Genomic DNA, 16383 nt, shown 5'->3' with positions numbered 1-16383 from the left:
GCGAACGCCGGCCGCCCGAAGGCGACCGGCGTTCGTGAGGAGGGACGACTTACTCGGTGAGCGAGTCGACGTACTCCTGGTTGTCGGCGATCCACTGGTCCACGAGGGGGCCGTAGTCGTCGGTGTCGTTGTCCACGAAGAGGAGGTTCTCCAGGTCGTAGAGCTGGTCGAGCGACATCTCGAAGTTGCCGAGCCAGTCGGCCACCTGCGGGAAGTCGCTGTCGAAGCCGGTGCGGCTGAAGATGTGCAGGCCCTCAGCCTCGCCCAGAGCACCCTCAGGGTCCTCGAGGTTCTTGATGGGGAACGCACCGTAGGCCCAGTGCGGCTCCCACAGCGTCACGACGACGTTCTCGCCGGCGCTCGTCGCAGCCTCGAGCTCGGTGAGCATCGCGGCGGTCGACGAGGTCGTGAACTCCATGCCGTCGAGGCCGTAGTTCGGGATGACGGCGTCTTCCATCGCGGCGGTGAGGCCGGCGCCGGGCTCGATGCCGACGATCTGGTTGCCGAAGGCGTCGGCGTTCGCGGCGAGCTCCTCGAGGGAGTCGATCGGGGCATCCTCGTTCACGGCCACCGTCAGTGCGGCTTCGGTGTTCCACGGGCCGAGGTCGATCATGTCGTCGCCGAACTCCTCGACGTACTCGGCGTGGGTGCCGGGCAGCCAGACGTCGGTCGTGAAGTCGTAGTCGCCGGTCGAGAGACCCGCGAAGAGCGGGGCGACGTCGGCGTACTCGAGGGTCACGTCGTAACCCTCGTCCTCGAGAATGGCCTTCCACAGCTCGGAGGTCGCGATGCCCTCGTCCCAGCCGTTGAAGACGGCGAGGGTGATCGAGCCCTGCGACTCGGGCGAACCCTCGTCGCCGTTGCTGCCGTTCTCACCGGTCTCGCCGGCGCAACCGGCGAGCACGAGAGCGGCGGCCGCCGAGGCGGCCAGGAGCGCGTTGCGGCGCTTCGTCATAGTGTCTCCTTTCGTGACCTACGGGGATCTCCCGCGGTCGTTCACGTGGTCGCCCCCGGGTCACCGAGGGCGGCACGCACGCTCGCGCTGGTGCGCGAACGCGGGTCTGGGGGTCAGTTGCCGCCGGGGGAGCGGCGAGGGCCGGCGGCCATGGCCACCGAGGCCTCGTCGTCTGACTCTGCGGGCGTCTCGTTGCGGGCACCCGTGCGCTGCCGAGCGGCGTTCGCGGCCCGGAGGCGCGCATACAGCCCTTGCTTGCGCCCGAAGGCGCCGGTGAGCCTGTCGAGCAGGATGGCGAGCACGACGACGGCAAGGCCCGCTTCGGCGCCGAGGGCCGTGTCGAGACGCCCGAGGCTCGCGACGATCTCGCCACCGAGTCCACCCGCGCCGACGAGGCCGGCGATGACGACCATCGACAGCGACAGCATGATGATCTGATTGACCCCGGCCATGATCGTCGGCAGTGCGAGCGGCAACTGGATCTGGCGCAGGATGCGACCGGGCGAGGAGCCGAACGCGCGCCCGGCCTCCACGACCTCCTTGTCGACGCCGCGAATACCGAGCTCGGTCAGTCGCACTCCGGGGGCGAGCGCGAAGATGATCGTCGCGACGATGCCGGGGGCGACGCCGACCCGGAAGAGCAGGAGCGCCGGGATCAGGTAGACGAAGGCGGGCATCGTCTGCAGGAAGTCCAGCACGGGGCGCATGATCGTCGAGAACGTCGTCGTGCGGGCCGCCGCGATGCCGAGCGGCACGCTGATCACCGTCGCGATGAAGGCCGCGACGAGGACGAGTGCGAGCGTATCCATCGCGTTGACCCACTGGTCGACCGACACGATGAAGAGCAGACCGAGCGTCGACCCGAGAGCGAAGAGCCAGCCGCGCGCGAAGAGCGCGACCACGGCGACGGCGATGATGATGACCCAGAACGGCGGTGTGACGAGCACCCAGCCGATGGCGTCGTACATGCCGAGGAAGATGCTGCGCAGGACGCCGAAGAATGCGGCGAAGTTGTCGACGACGAAGTCGACGCCGCCCTCGATCCAGTCACCGAAGGGAATGCGGAAGAGATCGGTCATGAGCGCACCTCCTTCGCGGTGGTCTGCCCATCGGACGAGTCCTGCAGCGCCTTGTCGACCATCGCGACGGGAAGCGGCGGCTCGAGCACCGCGATCTCCTCCGTAGGAGCCTGGGCGCCGCCCAGGGCGATGAGGAGCGTGATGCGCGGCACGACGCCGAGAAGGCGCCCCTTCTCATCCGTGACGGCGAGCGGCAGGGGCGACTCCACCGAGGGGACGACGAGCTCGAGGAGCGCCGTCGAGGCTTCCACGGCCGAGTAGTCGTCGCTCACGGCGCTCGCCAGATCGGTGGCCCCCGAGCGGACGAGCTGCAGGGCATCCCGATCGGAGATCACACCGAGGAGGCGGCGGTCGCGACCGACGACGAACGCGGCAGAGATCTGCTCGTCCCGCATGGTGCGCAGCGCCGCGCGCGGCCCGGCGCTCGCGAGCGCAACGCCCTTCGCGGGCTCCATGACGCTCGACGCGGTGAGCACGCGGGCTCGGTCGACATCCTGGACGAACTGCTCGACGTAGTCGTTGGCGGGGTCGGTGAGGATGTCCTCCGGCGTGCCGACCTGCACGATGCGGCCGTCCCGCATGACGGCGATGCGGTCGCCGAGGAACATCGCCTCGTTGAGGTCGTGCGTGATGAAGACGATGGTCTTGCCGAGCGTCTCCTGGAGCTCGAGCAGCTGCTCCTGCATCTCGCGGCGGATGAGCGGGTCGAGCGCGCTGAACGCCTCGTCCATGAGCAGCACGTCGGTGTCGGCGACGAGAGCGCGGGCGATGCCGACGCGCTGGCGCATGCCGCCGGAGAGCTCGTCGGGCATCGACTCGGCCCAGTCGCCGAGGCCGACGAGCTCGATCGTCTTGCGTGCAGCCTCGAGGCGCGAGGCGCGCGAGTCGCCGCGGATCTCGAGCGGGTATGCGACGTTCTCGAGCACGGTGCGGTGGGGCAGCAGGGCGAAGTGCTGGAAGACCATCGAGACGCGCTTCTGACGCAGGGTGCGCAGGCGGCGCGCGGGGATGCCCGTCAGGGGCTCCCCGCCGATCTCCACGGTGCCCGCAGTCGGGGTGAGCAGCCCGTTGAGCATGCGGATGAGAGTCGACTTGCCCGAGCCGGAAAGGCCCATGACGACGAAGATCTCGCCGCGCGTGACCTCGAAGCCGGCGTCGATGACGGCGGCGGTGGTCTCGGAGTCGAGGTCGGCGCTCGCGCCGCCGTCACGCAGGTGTCGGAGTGCTTCGGTGCTGCGGCGCCCGAAGATCTTGTACAGACCCTCGGCCTTCAATGCGATCTCGTCAGTCACGGTCTCCTGTGCCTCGCCGCGATGCGGGTGAGGTCTTGGATCAGTGGTCCGAGCGCCGAGAGGCACAGAGCGACACAGGGTGCACGCGCCGTGCAGGAAAGCCATCGGTGGCTTCCGCTCTCGAGCGCCTGACGTGCGGCATCGATCTCGGTGCCGCGCGCGGACGTGGGGGCGGATGATCCCGAACCGGCCGTGTCGGACGCGACACCGGGGGACAGCGGGCGACGATAACAGGGTGCGCGTGCCGCGTGCCAACCGGCCTCCCGGGCCTCGAGATGCACCAGATCAGCACCAACGTGCGGATCGAGCGGCCGTTCGAGCCTCCGCGGACCGGCGCTCTCGTTATCCAATCGTGATTCTTCAGCGCGTTCGAGCCCGCCATCTCCGTCTCGCGGCGGATGCGACGAGCGCGCGGTCTTCGGCATGCTCGTCACCATGCGTTCCGTAGCCGTGTTCCTCGCTCTCGCCTTCGGGCTCAGCTGGCTCGTCGCCCTCCCGCTGTGGCTCGGCGACGGCCTCACGAGCCCGTTCTTCGGTCTCATCGCGCTCCTGATGATGGCGACGCCCGCTGTCGCCGCGCTCGTGGTGGTGTTCTTCGTCGAGAAGCCCGCTCGGCGAGCCCACGCCCTCGGCCTGTGGCCGCTCGGGCGCCCCGGCCGGTTCCTCGGCTATCTCGCGCTCGCGATCGTCGTGCCGGTCGCGCTCATCCTGGCGGCGCTGCCGATCGGCGCGCTTCTGGGCCTGTATCCGGCCGATTTCTTGGGCTTCAGCGGCTTCCAGGCGGTCACGGATGCCCAGCTCGAGGCCGCCGGAGCACCCGCGCTGCCCTTCCCGATCGGCGTGCTCGTCGCTCTGCAGTTCGTCAACGTGCTCATCGGCGCCTTCCTCAACCTGATCCCCGCGCTGGGGGAGGAGCTCGGCTGGCGCGGCTGGCTGCTGCCGAAGCTCCTGCCGCTCGGCGTGCTGCCGGCGATCCTGCTCTCCGGCGTCATCTGGGGCCTGTGGCACGCGCCCCTCGTGCTTCTGGGCTACAACTACCCGCTCGCGCCGGGGTGGCTCGGAGTCGTGATGATGTGCGGCATGTGCATCCTGATCGGAGCAGTATTCAGCTGGTTGCGTCTTCGCTCGGGAAGCGTGTGGGCGCCCGCTCTCGCGCACGGCGCGTTCAACGCCGCGGCCGGCTTCTCGATCGTGTTCGTCGCTGCTGGCGAGGTGCTCGACACGACCCAGGCGACCGTTCTGGGTTGGAGCGGGTGGATCGTGCCGCTCGTGCTCGTCGTCGTGCTGGCGCTCACCGGCCAGTTCGCGCCGCGCGAGGTGGCCCCGGCTCAGGAGTCGGACGCGGTGGAACCGAGGGCGTGAGTGTGCATACGCACGCCTGACTCGTTGAAGATGCTGATCACTTCGGCGCGACGGCCGCCCAGGGCGCTCAGACTGTGCGGGGTTCGGGTGTCGAACTCGGCGGCCTCGCCCTTGGTCAGCACCGTGTCGGTCTCGCCGAGCCGCAGCAGCAGTCGACCGCTGAGGACGAAGAGCCACTCGTAGCCGTCGTGCACGCGCGGCGCGGGCACCTCGGTCACGGGCGGGTAGGTGACTTTGTAGGTCTGCAGCGGAGCGCTCTCCGCGGTGAGCGGCGCGAAGACGTGGCCCTCCTTGTGGATGCTCGGCCGACGCACGCGCGGGTCGCCGTCGGGCGATCCGAGCAGGTCGTCGATGCGCGCACCGAGGTGTCGGGTAAGGGGAAGGAGCAGCTCGAGGCTCGCCTGCCGCTTGCCCGACTCGAGGCGCGAGATCGTGCTCGCGGAGACGCTGCTCGCCTCGGCGAGTTGATCGAGGGTGAGGCCCCGTGCGTGCCGCAGAGCGCGCAGTCGCGGCCCGAGGGCTTCTAGCTCCTTCATCGCACTCCTTGCCGAATCTGCAAGGAAGTTTGCCAGTGCGCGCTCTCATCGGCAAGCTCGAGCTATGACTGCACACACTCTGGACGCCATCGTGATCGGAGGGGGCGCGGCAGGCCTGAGCGCCGCCCTCATGCTGGGGCGCGCCCGCCGCAGCGTGCTCGTCGTCGATGCCGGTGAGCCGCGCAACCGGTTCGCGGCGCACGTGCACGGCGTGCTGGGCCACGATGGCCGCCCTCCGGCCGAGCTGCTGCGGCTCGGTCGCGAGGAGGTGGCGGGGTACGGCGTCGAGAGCGTGAGCGCGCGAGCTGTCGGCGCGCGTGCTCTCGACGACCGCGTCGAGGTCGACCTCGCGGACGGCAGCACGGTCGCCGGCCGCGTGGCGATCCTCACGACGGGCATCGTCGACGAGCTGCCCTCCATCGAGGGCCTCGCGGAGCGCTGGGGCGAGACGGTGCTGCACTGTCCGTACTGCCACGGCTGGGAGGTGCGCGGTGCCCGTCTCGGCGTCATCGCCACGGGCCCGCAGTCGGTGCACCAGGCCGAGCTCGTGCGGCAGTGGAGCGAGACGGTCACGTTCTTCAGCGCGGCGGCGGGGGACGCGCTCGACCACGCTGCCCGCGCGCGGCTGCTCGCGCGCGGTGTGCGCATCGTCGAGTCACCCGTCATCGCGCTCGAGGGCGCCGGGGGAGGGCTCGAGGCCGTGCGCACCGCCGATGGGGAGGTGCATCCCCTGGATGCCGTCTTCACCGCGGGCCTGCCCCGGCTCGACGAAGCCCTCGTCGACGGGCTCGGGCTGGCACGCGATGAGGCCCTCGGGTCAGTGGCCGTCGATGCGACGGGTGCCACGAGTGCTCCGCGGGTGTGGGCGGCCGGCAACGTCGTAGCGCCGTACGGAACGATTCCCGCTGCGATGGCGACGGGCTCGATGGCGGGAGGCGCGGCGAACGGTGCGCTCGTCGTCGAGGACGCCGAGCGGGCGCTGGCTGACCCGGCCGCCTTCTGGGAGGCGCGGTACTCGGGAGTCGATCGCGCGTGGTCGGGCGAGCCCAATGCGGCGGTGGTCGACGTGCTGGCCGATCTCGACCCCGGAACGGCGCTGGAACTGGGATGCGGCGAGGGTGCTGACGCCATCTGGCTGGCCCGTCGCGGGTGGCGCGTCACCGGCCTCGACCTCTCGCCGACCGCCGTCGCACGCGCCTCTGACGCTGCCCGTGCGGTCGGTGTGGCCGAGTCGGCGCGCTTCCTCGTCGCCGATCTCGCGTCGGAGTGGCCGGTCGAGAAGCCCGTCGATCTCGTCGTCGCGAGCTTCCTGCACTCTCCGGTCGCCCTCGATCGTGCTGCCGCGATCGCCCGGGCCCTCGAGGTTGTCGCGCCGGGCGGGCACCTGTTTCTGCTCTCGCACGTCGCACCACCGACCTGGGCTTCGCCGGAGGACCGCGCGGCGTTCGACCTGCCCGATCTGGAGACCGAGCTCGCGGCGCTGGACATCCCGGCAGGCGACTGGGTGCGCATCCTCGCCGAGGAGCGACCGCGGCCTGCGCAGGGCCCGGGCGGGGAGCGGGGGCGCGCGGTCGACGGCGTCGTGCTGCTCCGCCGGGTGGGGTGAGACCCGGCGCTTCAGTGCTCCGACCGCCGTTAGGGTGGAGGGCGTGTCTAAAGTTCTGACTTCCCTGCCCGTCGGCGAGCGCGTCGGCATCGCCTTCTCCGGAGGGCTCGATACCTCCGTCGCCGTCGCCTGGATGCGCGACAAGGGCGCAGTGCCCTGCACCTACACGGGCGACCTGGGGCAGTACGACGAGGACGACATCGAGTCGGTGCCGGGCCGCGCGACCGAGTATGGCGCCGAGATCAGCCGCCTCGTGGATTGCAAGGAGGCTCTGGTCGAAGAGGGCTTCGTCGCGATGGCCTGCGGCGCCTTCCACATCCGCTCCGGAGGCCGCGCCTACTTCAACACGACGCCGCTCGGCCGTGCCGTGACCGGCACGATGCTCGTGCAGGCCATGAAGGAGGACGGCGTCGACATCTGGGGCGACGGCAGCACCTACAAGGGCAACGACATCGAGCGCTTCTACCGCTACGGCCTGCTCGCCAACCCGCGCCTGCGCATCTACAAGCCCTGGCTCGACGCCGAGTTCGTCACCGAGCTGGGCGGTCGCACCGAGATGAGCGAGTGGCTCGTCGCGCACGGCTTGCCGTACCGCGACTCGGCCGAGAAGGCGTACTCGACTGACGCGAACATCTGGGGCGCGACGCACGAGGCGAAGACCCTCGAGCACTTGAACGTCTCACTCGAGACGGTCGAGCCGATCATGGGCGTCAAGTTCTGGGACGAGTCGGTCGAGATCCCCACCGAGGACGTCACGATCGAGTTCGCGGAGGGCCGCCCGGTCGCGATCAACGGCGTCGAGTACGGAGACCCCGTGCACCTCGTGATGGAGGCCAACACGATCGGTGGTCGGCACGGCCTGGGCATGAGCGACCAGATCGAGAACCGCATCATCGAGGCGAAGAGCCGCGGCATCTACGAGGCGCCCGCGATGGCGCTGCTGCACCTCGCCTACGAGCGCCTGCTCAACGCGATCCACAACGAGGACACCATCGCGAACTACCACGCCGAGGGTCGCCGTCTGGGCCGCCTCATGTACGAGGGCCGCTGGCTCGACCCGCAGTCCCTCATGCTGCGCGAGTCCATCCAGAAGTGGGTCGGCTCGGCTGTCACGGGCACGGTCACGGTGCGCCTGCGTCGCGGTGAGGACTACACGATCCTCGACACCGACGGCCCCGCTCTCTCCTACGCCGGCGAGAAGCTCTCGATGGAGCGCGTCGGCGACGCGGCCTTCGGCCCGACCGATCGCATCGGCCAGCTCACGATGCGCAACCTCGACATCGCCGACTCGCGCGCCCGTCTCGAGCAGTATGCCGCTCAGCGCATGATCGGCGGCGCGACGGCCAAGCTCGTCGGCCGCATCACGGCCGGGCACGCCGACGAGGTCTTCGACCCCGCTGATCCGGATGCCCGCGACGCGTTGAGCGAGGCTTTCGACGCCGCCGGCGAGGGTGCGGCGTTCGACACCGGCACCGACTGAGGCCGTCGGCGACCTTTCGCCGCTCGCCGCTAGGGCACCGGCATGCTCACGGTGCCCAGCACGCGTCGACGCGCGCCCGCGGGCGCGGTCTCGCGCTCGGCGAGCGGGGCGAGCGCGGCACGGAACGCGCTGAGCGCCTCGCGCCACTCGTCATCCGTCGCGTGCACGGCCACCTGCCGGAAACCCACGAGGTCGTCCTCGAGCGAGCCGCGCGGGCCTGCAAGGTACTGGTCCATGAGCGAGGCGAGGCTGCCGAGGTAGGCGAGAAAGCCCGCGCGCAGTGCTTCCGGGTCAGCGAGTGCTTCGTCGTGATCGGACACTGACGCGCGTTCCGTCGAGAGTCGGAGCGAGCGCTCCACCGCTCCCCGAACCTTTCGTTCCGCCACGACCTCGAGCACACCGGCGTCGAGGAGGGTGCCCACGTGGCGGTAGAGCGTCGCTGGCGGCACCTCAGTGATGCGGTCGGCGAGCTCGCGAGTGGTGAGCGACGGGTGCCCCAGCATGGCCTGGATGACGCGCAGTCGCACAGGGTGGAGCAGCAGGTTGGCACTGGACATGGAGGTGTCCTTTCACGTCAGTCACGTTATCGTCTGTGGTAATAATATCATCAACGAGAACGGTCACCGGGACCGTCGAGAAAGGAACACAGCATGGCCACCATCGACGTCGACGCCCGTGAGGTGACCGTCGCCCTGACCGCGATGGAGCGGGTCTTCGCTCTGCGGCGCACTGTGCGAATCCCCGTGGCGCATCTCGAGACGGTCGAGGTCCTGGACGACGCCTATGCGGCGATGACGGGCCTGCGCGCTCCCGGGTTGGGGCTGCCGGGCTACGCGAAGGTCGGAACCTGGCGGCGGCGGTCCAGCGCGACGGTGGGAGTCGTCTGGGGTCGCGGCTCCGGGCTCCGGCTTCGGGCGTCCTCGGGTCGTGTGCGAGACGTCATCCTCTCGCTCGACGATCCGCAGTCGGCGCATGATCGCATCGAGTCGGTGCGGGCGGGTCTGGCCGCGGTCTCCGCTGTGCGGATCGAGGCTGAGGTTGATCTCGTCGGCGAGCTGGTGATGCCCGACCAGGCGCGAGGCATGCTGGTGCTGCTGCCCGGTAGCGGGCCGCTCGACCGTGACGGGGACGCGAAGGGGCTCCCGCTCGGCATCCAGCGGCAGCTGGCGGAGTGCCTAGCCGACCAGGGCCTCGCGAGCATCCGCTGGGACAAGCGTGGAGTCGGCGAGTCGGCGGGTGATTTCCTCGCCGCCGGGCTGCACGATCTCGTCGCCGACGCGGTCGCCGTCGTTCGGCGAGCGGAAGACTACGGACTGCCGGTCATCGTCATCGGTCACAGCGAGGGAGCAGCCGTGGCCGCGCGACTCGCCGTCGAGTGCCCGACGATTCGCGGGGCTGTCCTCCTGTCGGGCTACGCGCGCTCCGGTCTCGAGGTGCTGCGCTGGCAGGCCCGTGCGCTCGAGGCGGACATCCCGGGCTTCGTCCGATTCGTGCTGCGGATGCTCCGCACCGACCTCGAGAAGTCGTCCGAGAAGAACCGGCAGAAGCTGCTGCGCACGACGACCGACGTGGCCCGCCTGGGCGGCGTCAGGGTGAACGCCCGGTGGCATCGGGAGTTCATGGCCTACGACCCCGCGGGTGATCTGGCGGCGGCATCCCAGCCGATGCTCGCACTGGGCGGCGAGCACGACCTGCAGTCCCCTCCGGATGACACGCTGCGCATCGCCGACCTGCGGTCCGCTCCGACCACGGCGCACGTGGTCGACGGCCTCAGCCACATCCTCCGGTCGCAGGAGGCTCCGACGGTTCGGACGTACCGGGCCGACGCCCGTTCCCCCATCGACGAGCGCGTGGTCTCCATGATCGGCACATGGGTCGACGGGCTGCTGGGCGCACCGGCCTCGGACAGGTGACACGGTCGGGCAGAGCGCGTCGCGCGCCCTGCCCGACCGTGCGTGTCACGCCCGCGCGAAGGCGCGGATGGGGGAGTCCGCGAGGACGAACCGACTCGGCGCGATGCTCGACGCCACTGTGAGCACGAGCGCGGCGAGCACGACGAGCGCGAGGTAGGCGAGCGGCAGCACGGGCGGGATGACGTAGCCGACGACGTTGGAGCCCAGGATGCTCTGCGCCCCCACCCAGCCGAGGAAGGCGCCGAGCATGAGCCCGGCCAGCGACCCGCCGACGCTCAGGATCGCGCTCTCGATCATGACGGATCGAGCGGCATCCGCGCGCCCCTGGCCGAGGATGCGTGTGACCGCGATCTCGCGGGCACGCAGCCGCGTGTTGAGCGAGACGGTCGTGGCGAGGCCTACGGCGGCGATGAGCACGATGAAGCCGATGAGGGCTCCGACCACGGCGAGCACGACGAGCAGCACTTCTGCCGACTGGTCTTCGAGCGAGCTGTCGGCGTAGGTCGCCGTGATCGCCGCCGCCGCGCTCATCGTGGCGACGACGAACATCGTCACGACGGCCACGCTGATGAGCACACCGAGTGCGGCACGCGTCGTGCGACTCGGGTGGTCGCGCACCGTGCGGCGGGCGATCGCTGCGGGGCCGGTGCGGGGGAGTGCGGCCGACAGCAGGCCGAAGACGGCGGGCAGGAGCGTGTGCGCTCCGGCAAGTACCCCGACCACCAGCACGGTGCCGCCGACGATGCCGATGAGCGCCGCGAACGGCGTGATCGCACCCGCCGCGAAGGCGCCGGCAAGAGTCACGAGCCCCACGATGAGCAGGGTCGTCGCCGTCGCGCCGAGTCGATGCCGCTCATCGGCTCCGCCGGCCTCCTGCGTCGCGGCGAGGCCGAGCGCTTGCACGGGCTCTGCCCCGAGCACCGCCGCCGACCCGCGCCAGGCGGCGACGGTGGTGCAGGCGATGAGTGCCGCGAGCGGCAGCACCACCCAGGGGGTGACCAGCGCGGTCGCGGGGACCCGCTCGAGCATGCCGCCGTGGCCGGAGCCGACCGCGTAGACGATCGCCGCAGCGCCCGCCGCGAGAGCCGCACCGGCAAGGGTGGCGAGCAGGGACAGTCGCGTACCGAAGGCGGCGATGCGCCGCCGCTCGCTGCGGGCGGAGGCTCCGAGGAGGCGTCGCAGGGCGATCTCGCGCACGCGGGTCGCTGTGACGAGCGTGAAGGCGTTCGTCACGACCACTGTCGAGACGATGAGAGCGACGATGAGGAAGCTCGAGCCGAGAATGCCCAGTACGAGCTCCGCACCGTCGCCCTGCCCGAACGGCGTCGTCACGAGTCCCGCGGTGAGCAGCGACATGACCGAGGTGAGGAGCGTGATGTAGAGAGCGCTGAGCGTGACGACCGTGAAGGCCGCGAGGGAGCCGCCGCGCGCGATCATCGTGAGACCTCGGCGTCGAGCGCGTCAGCGAGCATGAGCGCCGAGACCTCGCTCGCCGTCGCCCGGCCGAGCTCGGCGACGAGTCGACCGTCGCGGATCGACAGCACCCGATCGGCGAAGCTCGCCGCGCGAGGGTCGTGGGTGACCATGATGATGCCGCAGCCGCTATCGCGCACGAGCTCGGTCAGGAGCGTGAGCACGTCGGTGCCGGTCTGCAGGTCGAGATTGCCGGTGGGCTCGTCGGCGAACACGACGGCGGGTCGGTGGGCGAGGGCGCGCGCGATGGCGACGCGCTGCTGCTGCCCGCCGGAGAGCTCGTGGGGTCGCCGCTCGAGCAGCTGCTCCAGCCCCAGGCGGGCGATGAGGGACCTCTCCCACGCGCTGTCGCGCTCGCGCGGTCGGCGACCGAGCGTCTCGGGCAGGCGGATGTTCTCGAGAGCGGTGAGGCCGGGCATGAGGTTGAACGACTGGAAGATGAAGCCCATGCGCTCGTGCCGCAGGGCGGCGAGCTCGCCCTCATCGAAGTCGACGAGCGTGTGCCCGTCGAGCTCGACGGCGCCGCGCGACGGTCTGTCGAGTCCGGCCAGCAGGTACATGAGAGTGGACTTGCCGGAGCCGCTCGGGCCGACGATCGCCGTGAGCTCACCGCGGCGGAAGGTCGCGGTGACGCTGTCGACGGCGGCGACCTGCGTTCCGCTGGCGCCGAAGGTGCGGGTGAGATCGCGGCAGCGGGCCACGATCGTGGAGGGGGAGAGATCAGAGAGAGTCATGAGGGCAACGCTAGGAAGGCCCGGGCGGTACCGGCATCGGCCGCCGGGAGGGTCGTTCCGCTCGCGAGTCGTCCTTGTCGTGGGTCTGCGGTGCCATCGATGACGGTACTCGAGTGCCGGTGGGCGGTGCTTCCGGGGGATCCGCCGCCGCGCGGGGGGCGGGAGAATGGAGCCGTGAGCATGCATCCCTCCCTGTACCGGTCGCCGACGAGCGTCATCCTCGTGGACGCCATGGCGGGGGCCGTGATCGGGATGCTCGCGCTCGTGCTCTATCCGATAACGGCGTTCGACGGCGGTGACCTTCTGTCGTTCCTCGCATCCGGCCTGCTCATGCTGGCAGCGGTCGCGCTGCGGCGGTTCCGACCCGCGATCGCCCTGGCGCTGGTCTGGCTCGCGACCATCGCCCACATGACGTTCGGTCTGGACGCGGGCCTCCTGCAGCTCGGCATCCTGGCGGTGCTCGTGGGGGCCGCGCACTACGGGTCGCGCACGGTTCTCGTGCTCAGCGGTGTCTCGGTTCCCGTCGGCTCCGCGATCGCAGTGCTGTACCTCATCTCGGTGGAGTCGTGGGTATGGGATGTCTTCGGCGCGGGAGGGCCGATGCTCGGTGCGGTTCCCCTCATCTTCATCGGGGGACTCATCTTCTCGGCCCTCGCCGTGCCGTGGCTCATCGGGCTTCTCGCGCGGGCGTTCCGCATCTCTCGGGAGAGCCGGGAACGCCGGGCAGCGGCCGAGCGTGAGGCGCAGCGCTCGGCCGAGCTCGCTCATCACGAACGGGCCCGCACCGAGCTCGCGCGCGACGTGCACGACATCGTGGGGCACTCGCTCGCCGTCATCGTCGCGCAGGCCGAGTCGGTGCGCTTCATCGACTCGTCGGACTCGACCGCGGTGCGTGCTGCGGTGCAGACGATTGCCGACACGGCACGGCGCTCGCTCGAAGATGTTCGCGCCGTGCTCGAGACGACCGGGGCCGTGAGCAGCGACGTCTCGGGTGCGGCGCCCGTGACCACTGAGGCGCTCGATCGCCTGATCGACGATGTGGCCGCCGCGCGACCGGAGGTTCGCGTCGTGCGGCGCGGAGACGGCGTGGTCGCCCTTCACGGACTGGCCGCCACCGCGATCTATCGCGCCACTCAGGAGCTGCTCACCAACGCGCTGCGTCATGGTGCGTCGCGCGCCCCTCTCGAGGTGGAGCGCACCATCGACGCTGACGCTGTGGTGGTGCGCGTGACGAACTCGACGGTGCCCGGCGGTGACGACGATGGTGCGGCTGACGTCGACGAGCGAACGGGAACGGGTCTTGCCGGAGCGCGGGCGCGTCTGGACGCGGTCGGCGGGCGACTGGACCTGGAAGAGCTTCCCGGTGGCAGGTTCCGCGCGTGCGCCCGGGTCCCCCTCGAGTCGGCACGAATCGGCGTGTCGTCGTGAGCGCGCGCATTCGCGTCGTCCTCGTCGACGACCAGCCGCTCTTCCGCCACGGTGTCGCCACGGTCGTCGCCGCGCAACCCGACATGGAGGTCGTCGGCGAGGCGGGCACGGGAGCGGAGGCCGTCGAACTGCTCGCGGGCATCGATGCCGACGTCGTTCTCATGGATATCCGCATGCCCGACATGGATGGCGCCGAGGCGACGCGCCTGCTCCTGAGCCCGCAGCGGGCAGCGACCCGCGCGACGCCTCTGCGCATCATCGTGCTCACCACCTTCGGGCTCGACGAGCGGGCGCGCGCTGCGATCACCGTCGGCGCGTCGGGCTTTCTGCTCAAGGATGCGAGCCCTGAGTTCTTGTGCTCCGCGATTCGCGCGGTGGGCTCGGGAACAGCGGTGGCCGCGGCGGGCGACTTGGCGACGCTCCTCGGGCCAGGCTCGACTCCGGTGCCCCCGGTCCCCGCCGCATTCGCGACGCTCTCCGGAAAGGAGCGCGAGGTCTTCGGCGCCGTGGCGGAGGGCCTCAGCAATGCGGAGATCGCCGCCCGGCTCTTCCTGAGCGAGTCGACCGTGAAGTCGCACGTGAGCAACGTCCTCGCGAAGCTGGCGCTACGCGATCGGGTGCAGCTGGTCGTCTTCGCGCACCGGTACGGGCTGCACTCCGCGGGCGAGTCGTCGAGTCAGGGGTAGGAGGGGTGGCCGCGTCGTGAGCCCCCTCGCGACGCGGCCGCCGGAAGCGTCAGCTGCGCAGGCCCTCTTCGAAGAAGGCCTGGGCTTCGCTGATGGTCTCGAACGACCCCAGCTCGGCTCCGCGGCAACTGACGAGTCGATAGCGCTGACCGTTGTCGCGCTCGATGATGGCGGATGGCACGTCGCCGCAGTACCCGATGAGGACGAGTGCCGGCGAGTGCGGCACGACCTTCCACTGGACGAGCGGCGTGCGCGCGGTCGTCGTCGACTCGCGCTTGTCGGTGATGATCGTCATGGTTTCCCCCTGCGTCAGCGCGACACCCACCTGCCGCGCGGTTGGAACGGTGTGCCCACACTGTAGTACCCCCCGAACGGGGGTAGAAGGGACTTGACGCCGCGTGTGCGAACAGAGTACGGCGCATCCGCCTCGCGGTGCGGCTTCGAGTGCTCAGCTTTCACTCAGGCGCGGTGTTGCCCGCACGCCGGAGAGGCTAGCCTCGAGCGCACATCATCGGGTCGCGGTCGCGAGCCGAGCAGAGCGACGACCAGTGGGGAGGCGAGCCATGGCGACGAACCGGTTCGACGGGACGCGCATGCGCCACCAGCCCGCGCTCACCTCGTCGCAGGGGACGACCTGGCTCGTGATCGCCACGATCACGGCCGTGCTGCTGACGGTCATGTTCCTGCTGCTTGCCAGCACGGGCGGATGGGCTCTGCCCGCTGTGGGCATGATCGCGACCGCGACCCCGCTTCTCGGGATGCTCGCCACGCGGATGGTGGTGTCGCGAGGGAGGGTGCGCCTGCTGACGCTCGCGGGACTGTACGCCACGATGCTCACCATCGCTCTCGGAGTGACGATCAGCATCGTCGTCGTCGGGTCGGGGTGATGCGCTCCGAGCTGGGCGCAGATACGCGCGGTGTCGATGACATCGCCTCGGAGATCGCCGACCGCGTTCTCGCTCTCGGCGTGCGCGTCTGCACGGCTGAGTCGCTCACGACGGGGCGCATCGCGGCCGCGCTCGGCAAGGCGCGGGAGGCATCGACGTGGTTCGCGGGAGGCGTCGTCGCCTACACGGACGAGGCGAAGTTCTCCGCCTTGGGGGTGCCCCGAGGGCCTGTCGTGAGCGAGCACTGCGCCGAGCAGATGGCGCGCGGCGCAGCGGAGCTGCTGCAGGCCGAGGTGTCGGTCGCGGTGACGGGTGCGGCCGGGCCCGAGGGGGCTGAGGGTCACCCTGCGGGAACGGTCATGCTCGCCGTTCACGGTCCGGATGGCGCCGAGGTGTGCACCGTGCAGTTCGCCGGCGAGCCGGCGGACGTGGTCGAGCAGACCATCCGTGTCGCGCTCGTGAGCGTGCTGGCCTGCCTGGAGAGGCTGGCCGCGCGGACCGGTGCGGCGCAGTGACGCTCGCTTCCCCCGTGTTCCGGGCGCCGATGCGATCGCGCGATACCACGGTCGCCGACGACGGTGCCGCGGTCGAGCGCGCCCTGCGTCTCGGCCTCGTCGGCATGGGCGCGCGCCCGGCCGACGAGCGCCTCGCGCGGCGGCTGCAGCGCTTCGTCGAGGCGCCCGATGGCGCCGTCGTCGTGACCCGGGATGCTCGGGGCCGGGTGCACTGCGGACGCCTCAGCGGCGACTACCGGCGTGACGACACCGCCGAAGCGCGCGACGTGGATCTCGTGCATGTGCGCCCGTGCACGTGGGCCGCTGAACCGCTCGACGATGCGGAGATTCCCCCGGCCGTGCGCCAGACCTTCGCGCGGGGCGGCAAGAACTGGCAGCGCGTGCACGACCGCGGCGCTGAGACGCTCTTGGCCGCGTGGTGGGCGTCGCGCTGATCG

General features: G+C 70.6%; 17 protein-coding genes. 9 read left to right on the top strand and 8 right to left on the bottom strand.

What is annotated here, in order from left to right; all coding sequences use genetic code 11:
* Positions 1-49 precede the first annotated feature (49 nt).
* The 3 genes from IE160_RS07180 to IE160_RS07170 all read right to left on the bottom strand — a co-directional run bounded on the left by IE160_RS07180 (position 50) and on the right by IE160_RS07170 (position 3326).
* Positions 50-955 carry a glycine betaine ABC transporter substrate-binding protein gene (locus IE160_RS07180; protein WP_179871992.1) on the bottom strand — a complete coding sequence of 302 codons (906 nt, stop codon included), beginning with the start codon at positions 953-955 and terminating at the stop codon, positions 50-52.
* A gap of 113 nt (positions 956-1068) precedes the next feature.
* A complete protein-coding gene (locus IE160_RS07175; RefSeq protein ID WP_179871991.1) occupies positions 1069-2034 on the bottom strand; it encodes an ABC transporter permease in 966 nt (321 codons plus the stop codon).
* Complete coding sequence (locus tag IE160_RS07170) at positions 2031-3326, bottom strand: quaternary amine ABC transporter ATP-binding protein (protein WP_224744405.1); 1296 nt, start codon at positions 3324-3326, stop codon at positions 2031-2033. The genes IE160_RS07175 and IE160_RS07170 overlap by 4 nt, the downstream gene beginning before the upstream one ends.
* A gap of 435 nt (positions 3327-3761) precedes the next feature.
* Between IE160_RS07170 and IE160_RS07165 the strand changes: the two genes are divergently transcribed.
* Complete coding sequence (locus IE160_RS07165; protein ID WP_224744404.1) at positions 3762-4688, top strand: CPBP family intramembrane glutamic endopeptidase; 927 nt, start codon at positions 3762-3764, stop codon at positions 4686-4688.
* On the opposite strand, the gene IE160_RS07160 is transcribed toward IE160_RS07165, so the two are convergent.
* Positions 4655-5224, bottom strand: a complete 570-nt coding sequence (locus IE160_RS07160) for a helix-turn-helix domain-containing protein (RefSeq protein WP_191150648.1) — start codon at positions 5222-5224, stop codon at positions 4655-4657. The genes IE160_RS07165 and IE160_RS07160 overlap by 34 nt on opposite strands.
* A gap of 64 nt (positions 5225-5288) precedes the next feature.
* Here IE160_RS07160 and IE160_RS07155 point away from each other — a divergent pair, with 64 nt between their 5' ends.
* Positions 5289-6830 carry a bifunctional NAD(P)/FAD-dependent oxidoreductase/class I SAM-dependent methyltransferase gene (locus IE160_RS07155; RefSeq protein ID WP_191150647.1) on the top strand — a complete coding sequence of 514 codons (1542 nt, stop codon included), beginning with the start codon at positions 5289-5291 and terminating at the stop codon, positions 6828-6830.
* 43 nt (positions 6831-6873) lie between these two features.
* A complete protein-coding gene (argG, locus tag IE160_RS07150; protein WP_191150646.1) occupies positions 6874-8310 on the top strand; it encodes an argininosuccinate synthase in 1437 nt (478 codons plus the stop codon).
* Positions 8311-8339: 29 nt separating this feature from the next.
* Here argG and IE160_RS07145 read toward each other — a convergent pair whose 3' ends face one another.
* A complete protein-coding gene (locus IE160_RS07145) occupies positions 8340-8867 on the bottom strand; it encodes a helix-turn-helix domain-containing protein (RefSeq protein WP_191150645.1) in 528 nt (175 codons plus the stop codon).
* 93 nt (positions 8868-8960) lie between these two features.
* Here IE160_RS07145 and IE160_RS07140 point away from each other — a divergent pair, with 93 nt between their 5' ends.
* Positions 8961-10223, top strand: coding sequence for an alpha/beta hydrolase (locus IE160_RS07140; protein WP_191150644.1), 1263 nt, complete (start codon positions 8961-8963; stop codon positions 10221-10223).
* Between the two features lie 45 nt (positions 10224-10268).
* On the opposite strand, the gene IE160_RS07135 is transcribed toward IE160_RS07140, so the two are convergent.
* Positions 10269-11660 (bottom strand): FtsX-like permease family protein, encoded by a 1392-nt coding sequence (locus IE160_RS07135; protein WP_191150643.1) that lies wholly within the window; start codon positions 11658-11660, stop codon positions 10269-10271.
* On the bottom strand, positions 11657-12430 hold the full coding sequence (locus IE160_RS07130; protein WP_191150642.1) for an ABC transporter ATP-binding protein: 774 nt from the start codon (positions 12428-12430) through the stop codon (positions 11657-11659). Before IE160_RS07130 ends, IE160_RS07135 begins: the two co-directional genes overlap by 4 nt.
* Positions 12431-12610: 180 nt before the next feature.
* Between IE160_RS07130 and IE160_RS07125 the strand changes: the two genes are divergently transcribed.
* Both IE160_RS07125 and IE160_RS07120 read left to right on the top strand, forming a co-directional pair.
* Positions 12611-13858, top strand: a complete 1248-nt coding sequence (locus IE160_RS07125; protein WP_224744609.1) for a sensor histidine kinase — start codon at positions 12611-12613, stop codon at positions 13856-13858.
* Positions 13855-14544, top strand: coding sequence for a response regulator (locus IE160_RS07120; protein ID WP_191150640.1), 690 nt, complete (start codon positions 13855-13857; stop codon positions 14542-14544). The genes IE160_RS07125 and IE160_RS07120 overlap by 4 nt, the downstream gene beginning before the upstream one ends.
* A 49-nt stretch (positions 14545-14593) precedes the next feature.
* Here IE160_RS07120 and IE160_RS07115 read toward each other — a convergent pair whose 3' ends face one another.
* Complete coding sequence (locus tag IE160_RS07115; RefSeq protein ID WP_191150639.1) at positions 14594-14839, bottom strand: hypothetical protein; 246 nt, start codon at positions 14837-14839, stop codon at positions 14594-14596.
* A gap of 268 nt (positions 14840-15107) precedes the next feature.
* On the opposite strand from IE160_RS07115, the gene IE160_RS07110 reads away from it, so the two are divergent.
* The 3 genes from IE160_RS07110 to IE160_RS07100 are packed head-to-tail and all read left to right on the top strand — an operon-like array spanning position 15108 to position 16380.
* Entirely contained in the window at positions 15108-15431 is a 324-nt protein-coding gene (locus IE160_RS07110; protein WP_191150638.1) for a hypothetical protein, read from the top strand.
* Positions 15431-15946: a CinA family protein gene (locus tag IE160_RS07105; RefSeq protein ID WP_191150637.1), complete on the top strand. Its 516-nt coding sequence runs from the start codon at positions 15431-15433 to the stop codon at positions 15944-15946. Before IE160_RS07110 ends, IE160_RS07105 begins: the two co-directional genes overlap by 1 nt.
* Before the next feature lie 29 nt (positions 15947-15975).
* Positions 15976-16380, top strand: coding sequence for a GAF domain-containing protein (locus IE160_RS07100; protein WP_191150636.1), 405 nt, complete (start codon positions 15976-15978; stop codon positions 16378-16380).
* Positions 16381-16383 lie beyond the last annotated feature (3 nt).

It is taken from the genome of Chryseoglobus sp. 28M-23 (assembly GCF_014789785.1).
In the GTDB taxonomy this organism is placed as follows: domain Bacteria; phylum Actinomycetota; class Actinomycetes; order Actinomycetales; family Microbacteriaceae; genus Microcella; species Microcella indica.
Note: the sequence above shows the minus strand (reverse complement) of the source record. Positions and strands in the feature narration are given on the sequence as shown.

Excerpts from the sequence above, each read along its gene's own strand:
- IE160_RS07145 (WP_191150645.1), bottom strand. The coding sequence starts at position 8,867 with ATGTCCAGTGCCAACCTGCTGCTCCACCCTGTGCGACTGCGCGTCATC.
- IE160_RS07165 (WP_224744404.1), top strand. The coding sequence starts at position 3,762 with ATGCGTTCCGTAGCCGTGTTCCTCGCTCTCGCCTTCGGGCTCAGCTGG.
- IE160_RS07155 (WP_191150647.1), top strand. The coding sequence starts at position 5,289 with ATGACTGCACACACTCTGGACGCCATCGTGATCGGAGGGGGCGCGGCA.
- IE160_RS07160 (WP_191150648.1), bottom strand. The coding sequence starts at position 5,224 with ATGAAGGAGCTAGAAGCCCTCGGGCCGCGACTGCGCGCTCTGCGGCAC.
- IE160_RS07180 (WP_179871992.1), bottom strand. The coding sequence starts at position 955 with ATGACGAAGCGCCGCAACGCGCTCCTGGCCGCCTCGGCGGCCGCCGCT.
- IE160_RS07130 (WP_191150642.1), bottom strand. The coding sequence starts at position 12,430 with ATGACTCTCTCTGATCTCTCCCCCTCCACGATCGTGGCCCGCTGCCGC.
- IE160_RS07115 (WP_191150639.1), bottom strand. The coding sequence starts at position 14,839 with ATGACGATCATCACCGACAAGCGCGAGTCGACGACGACCGCGCGCACG.
- IE160_RS07100 (WP_191150636.1), top strand. The coding sequence starts at position 15,976 with ATGCGATCGCGCGATACCACGGTCGCCGACGACGGTGCCGCGGTCGAG.
- IE160_RS07140 (WP_191150644.1), top strand. The coding sequence starts at position 8,961 with ATGGCCACCATCGACGTCGACGCCCGTGAGGTGACCGTCGCCCTGACC.
- IE160_RS07135 (WP_191150643.1), bottom strand. The coding sequence starts at position 11,660 with ATGATCGCGCGCGGCGGCTCCCTCGCGGCCTTCACGGTCGTCACGCTC.
- IE160_RS07125 (WP_224744609.1), top strand. The coding sequence starts at position 12,611 with ATGCATCCCTCCCTGTACCGGTCGCCGACGAGCGTCATCCTCGTGGAC.
- IE160_RS07110 (WP_191150638.1), top strand. The coding sequence starts at position 15,108 with ATGGCGACGAACCGGTTCGACGGGACGCGCATGCGCCACCAGCCCGCG.
- IE160_RS07175 (WP_179871991.1), bottom strand. The coding sequence starts at position 2,034 with ATGACCGATCTCTTCCGCATTCCCTTCGGTGACTGGATCGAGGGCGGC.
- IE160_RS07105 (WP_191150637.1), top strand. The coding sequence starts at position 15,431 with ATGCGCTCCGAGCTGGGCGCAGATACGCGCGGTGTCGATGACATCGCC.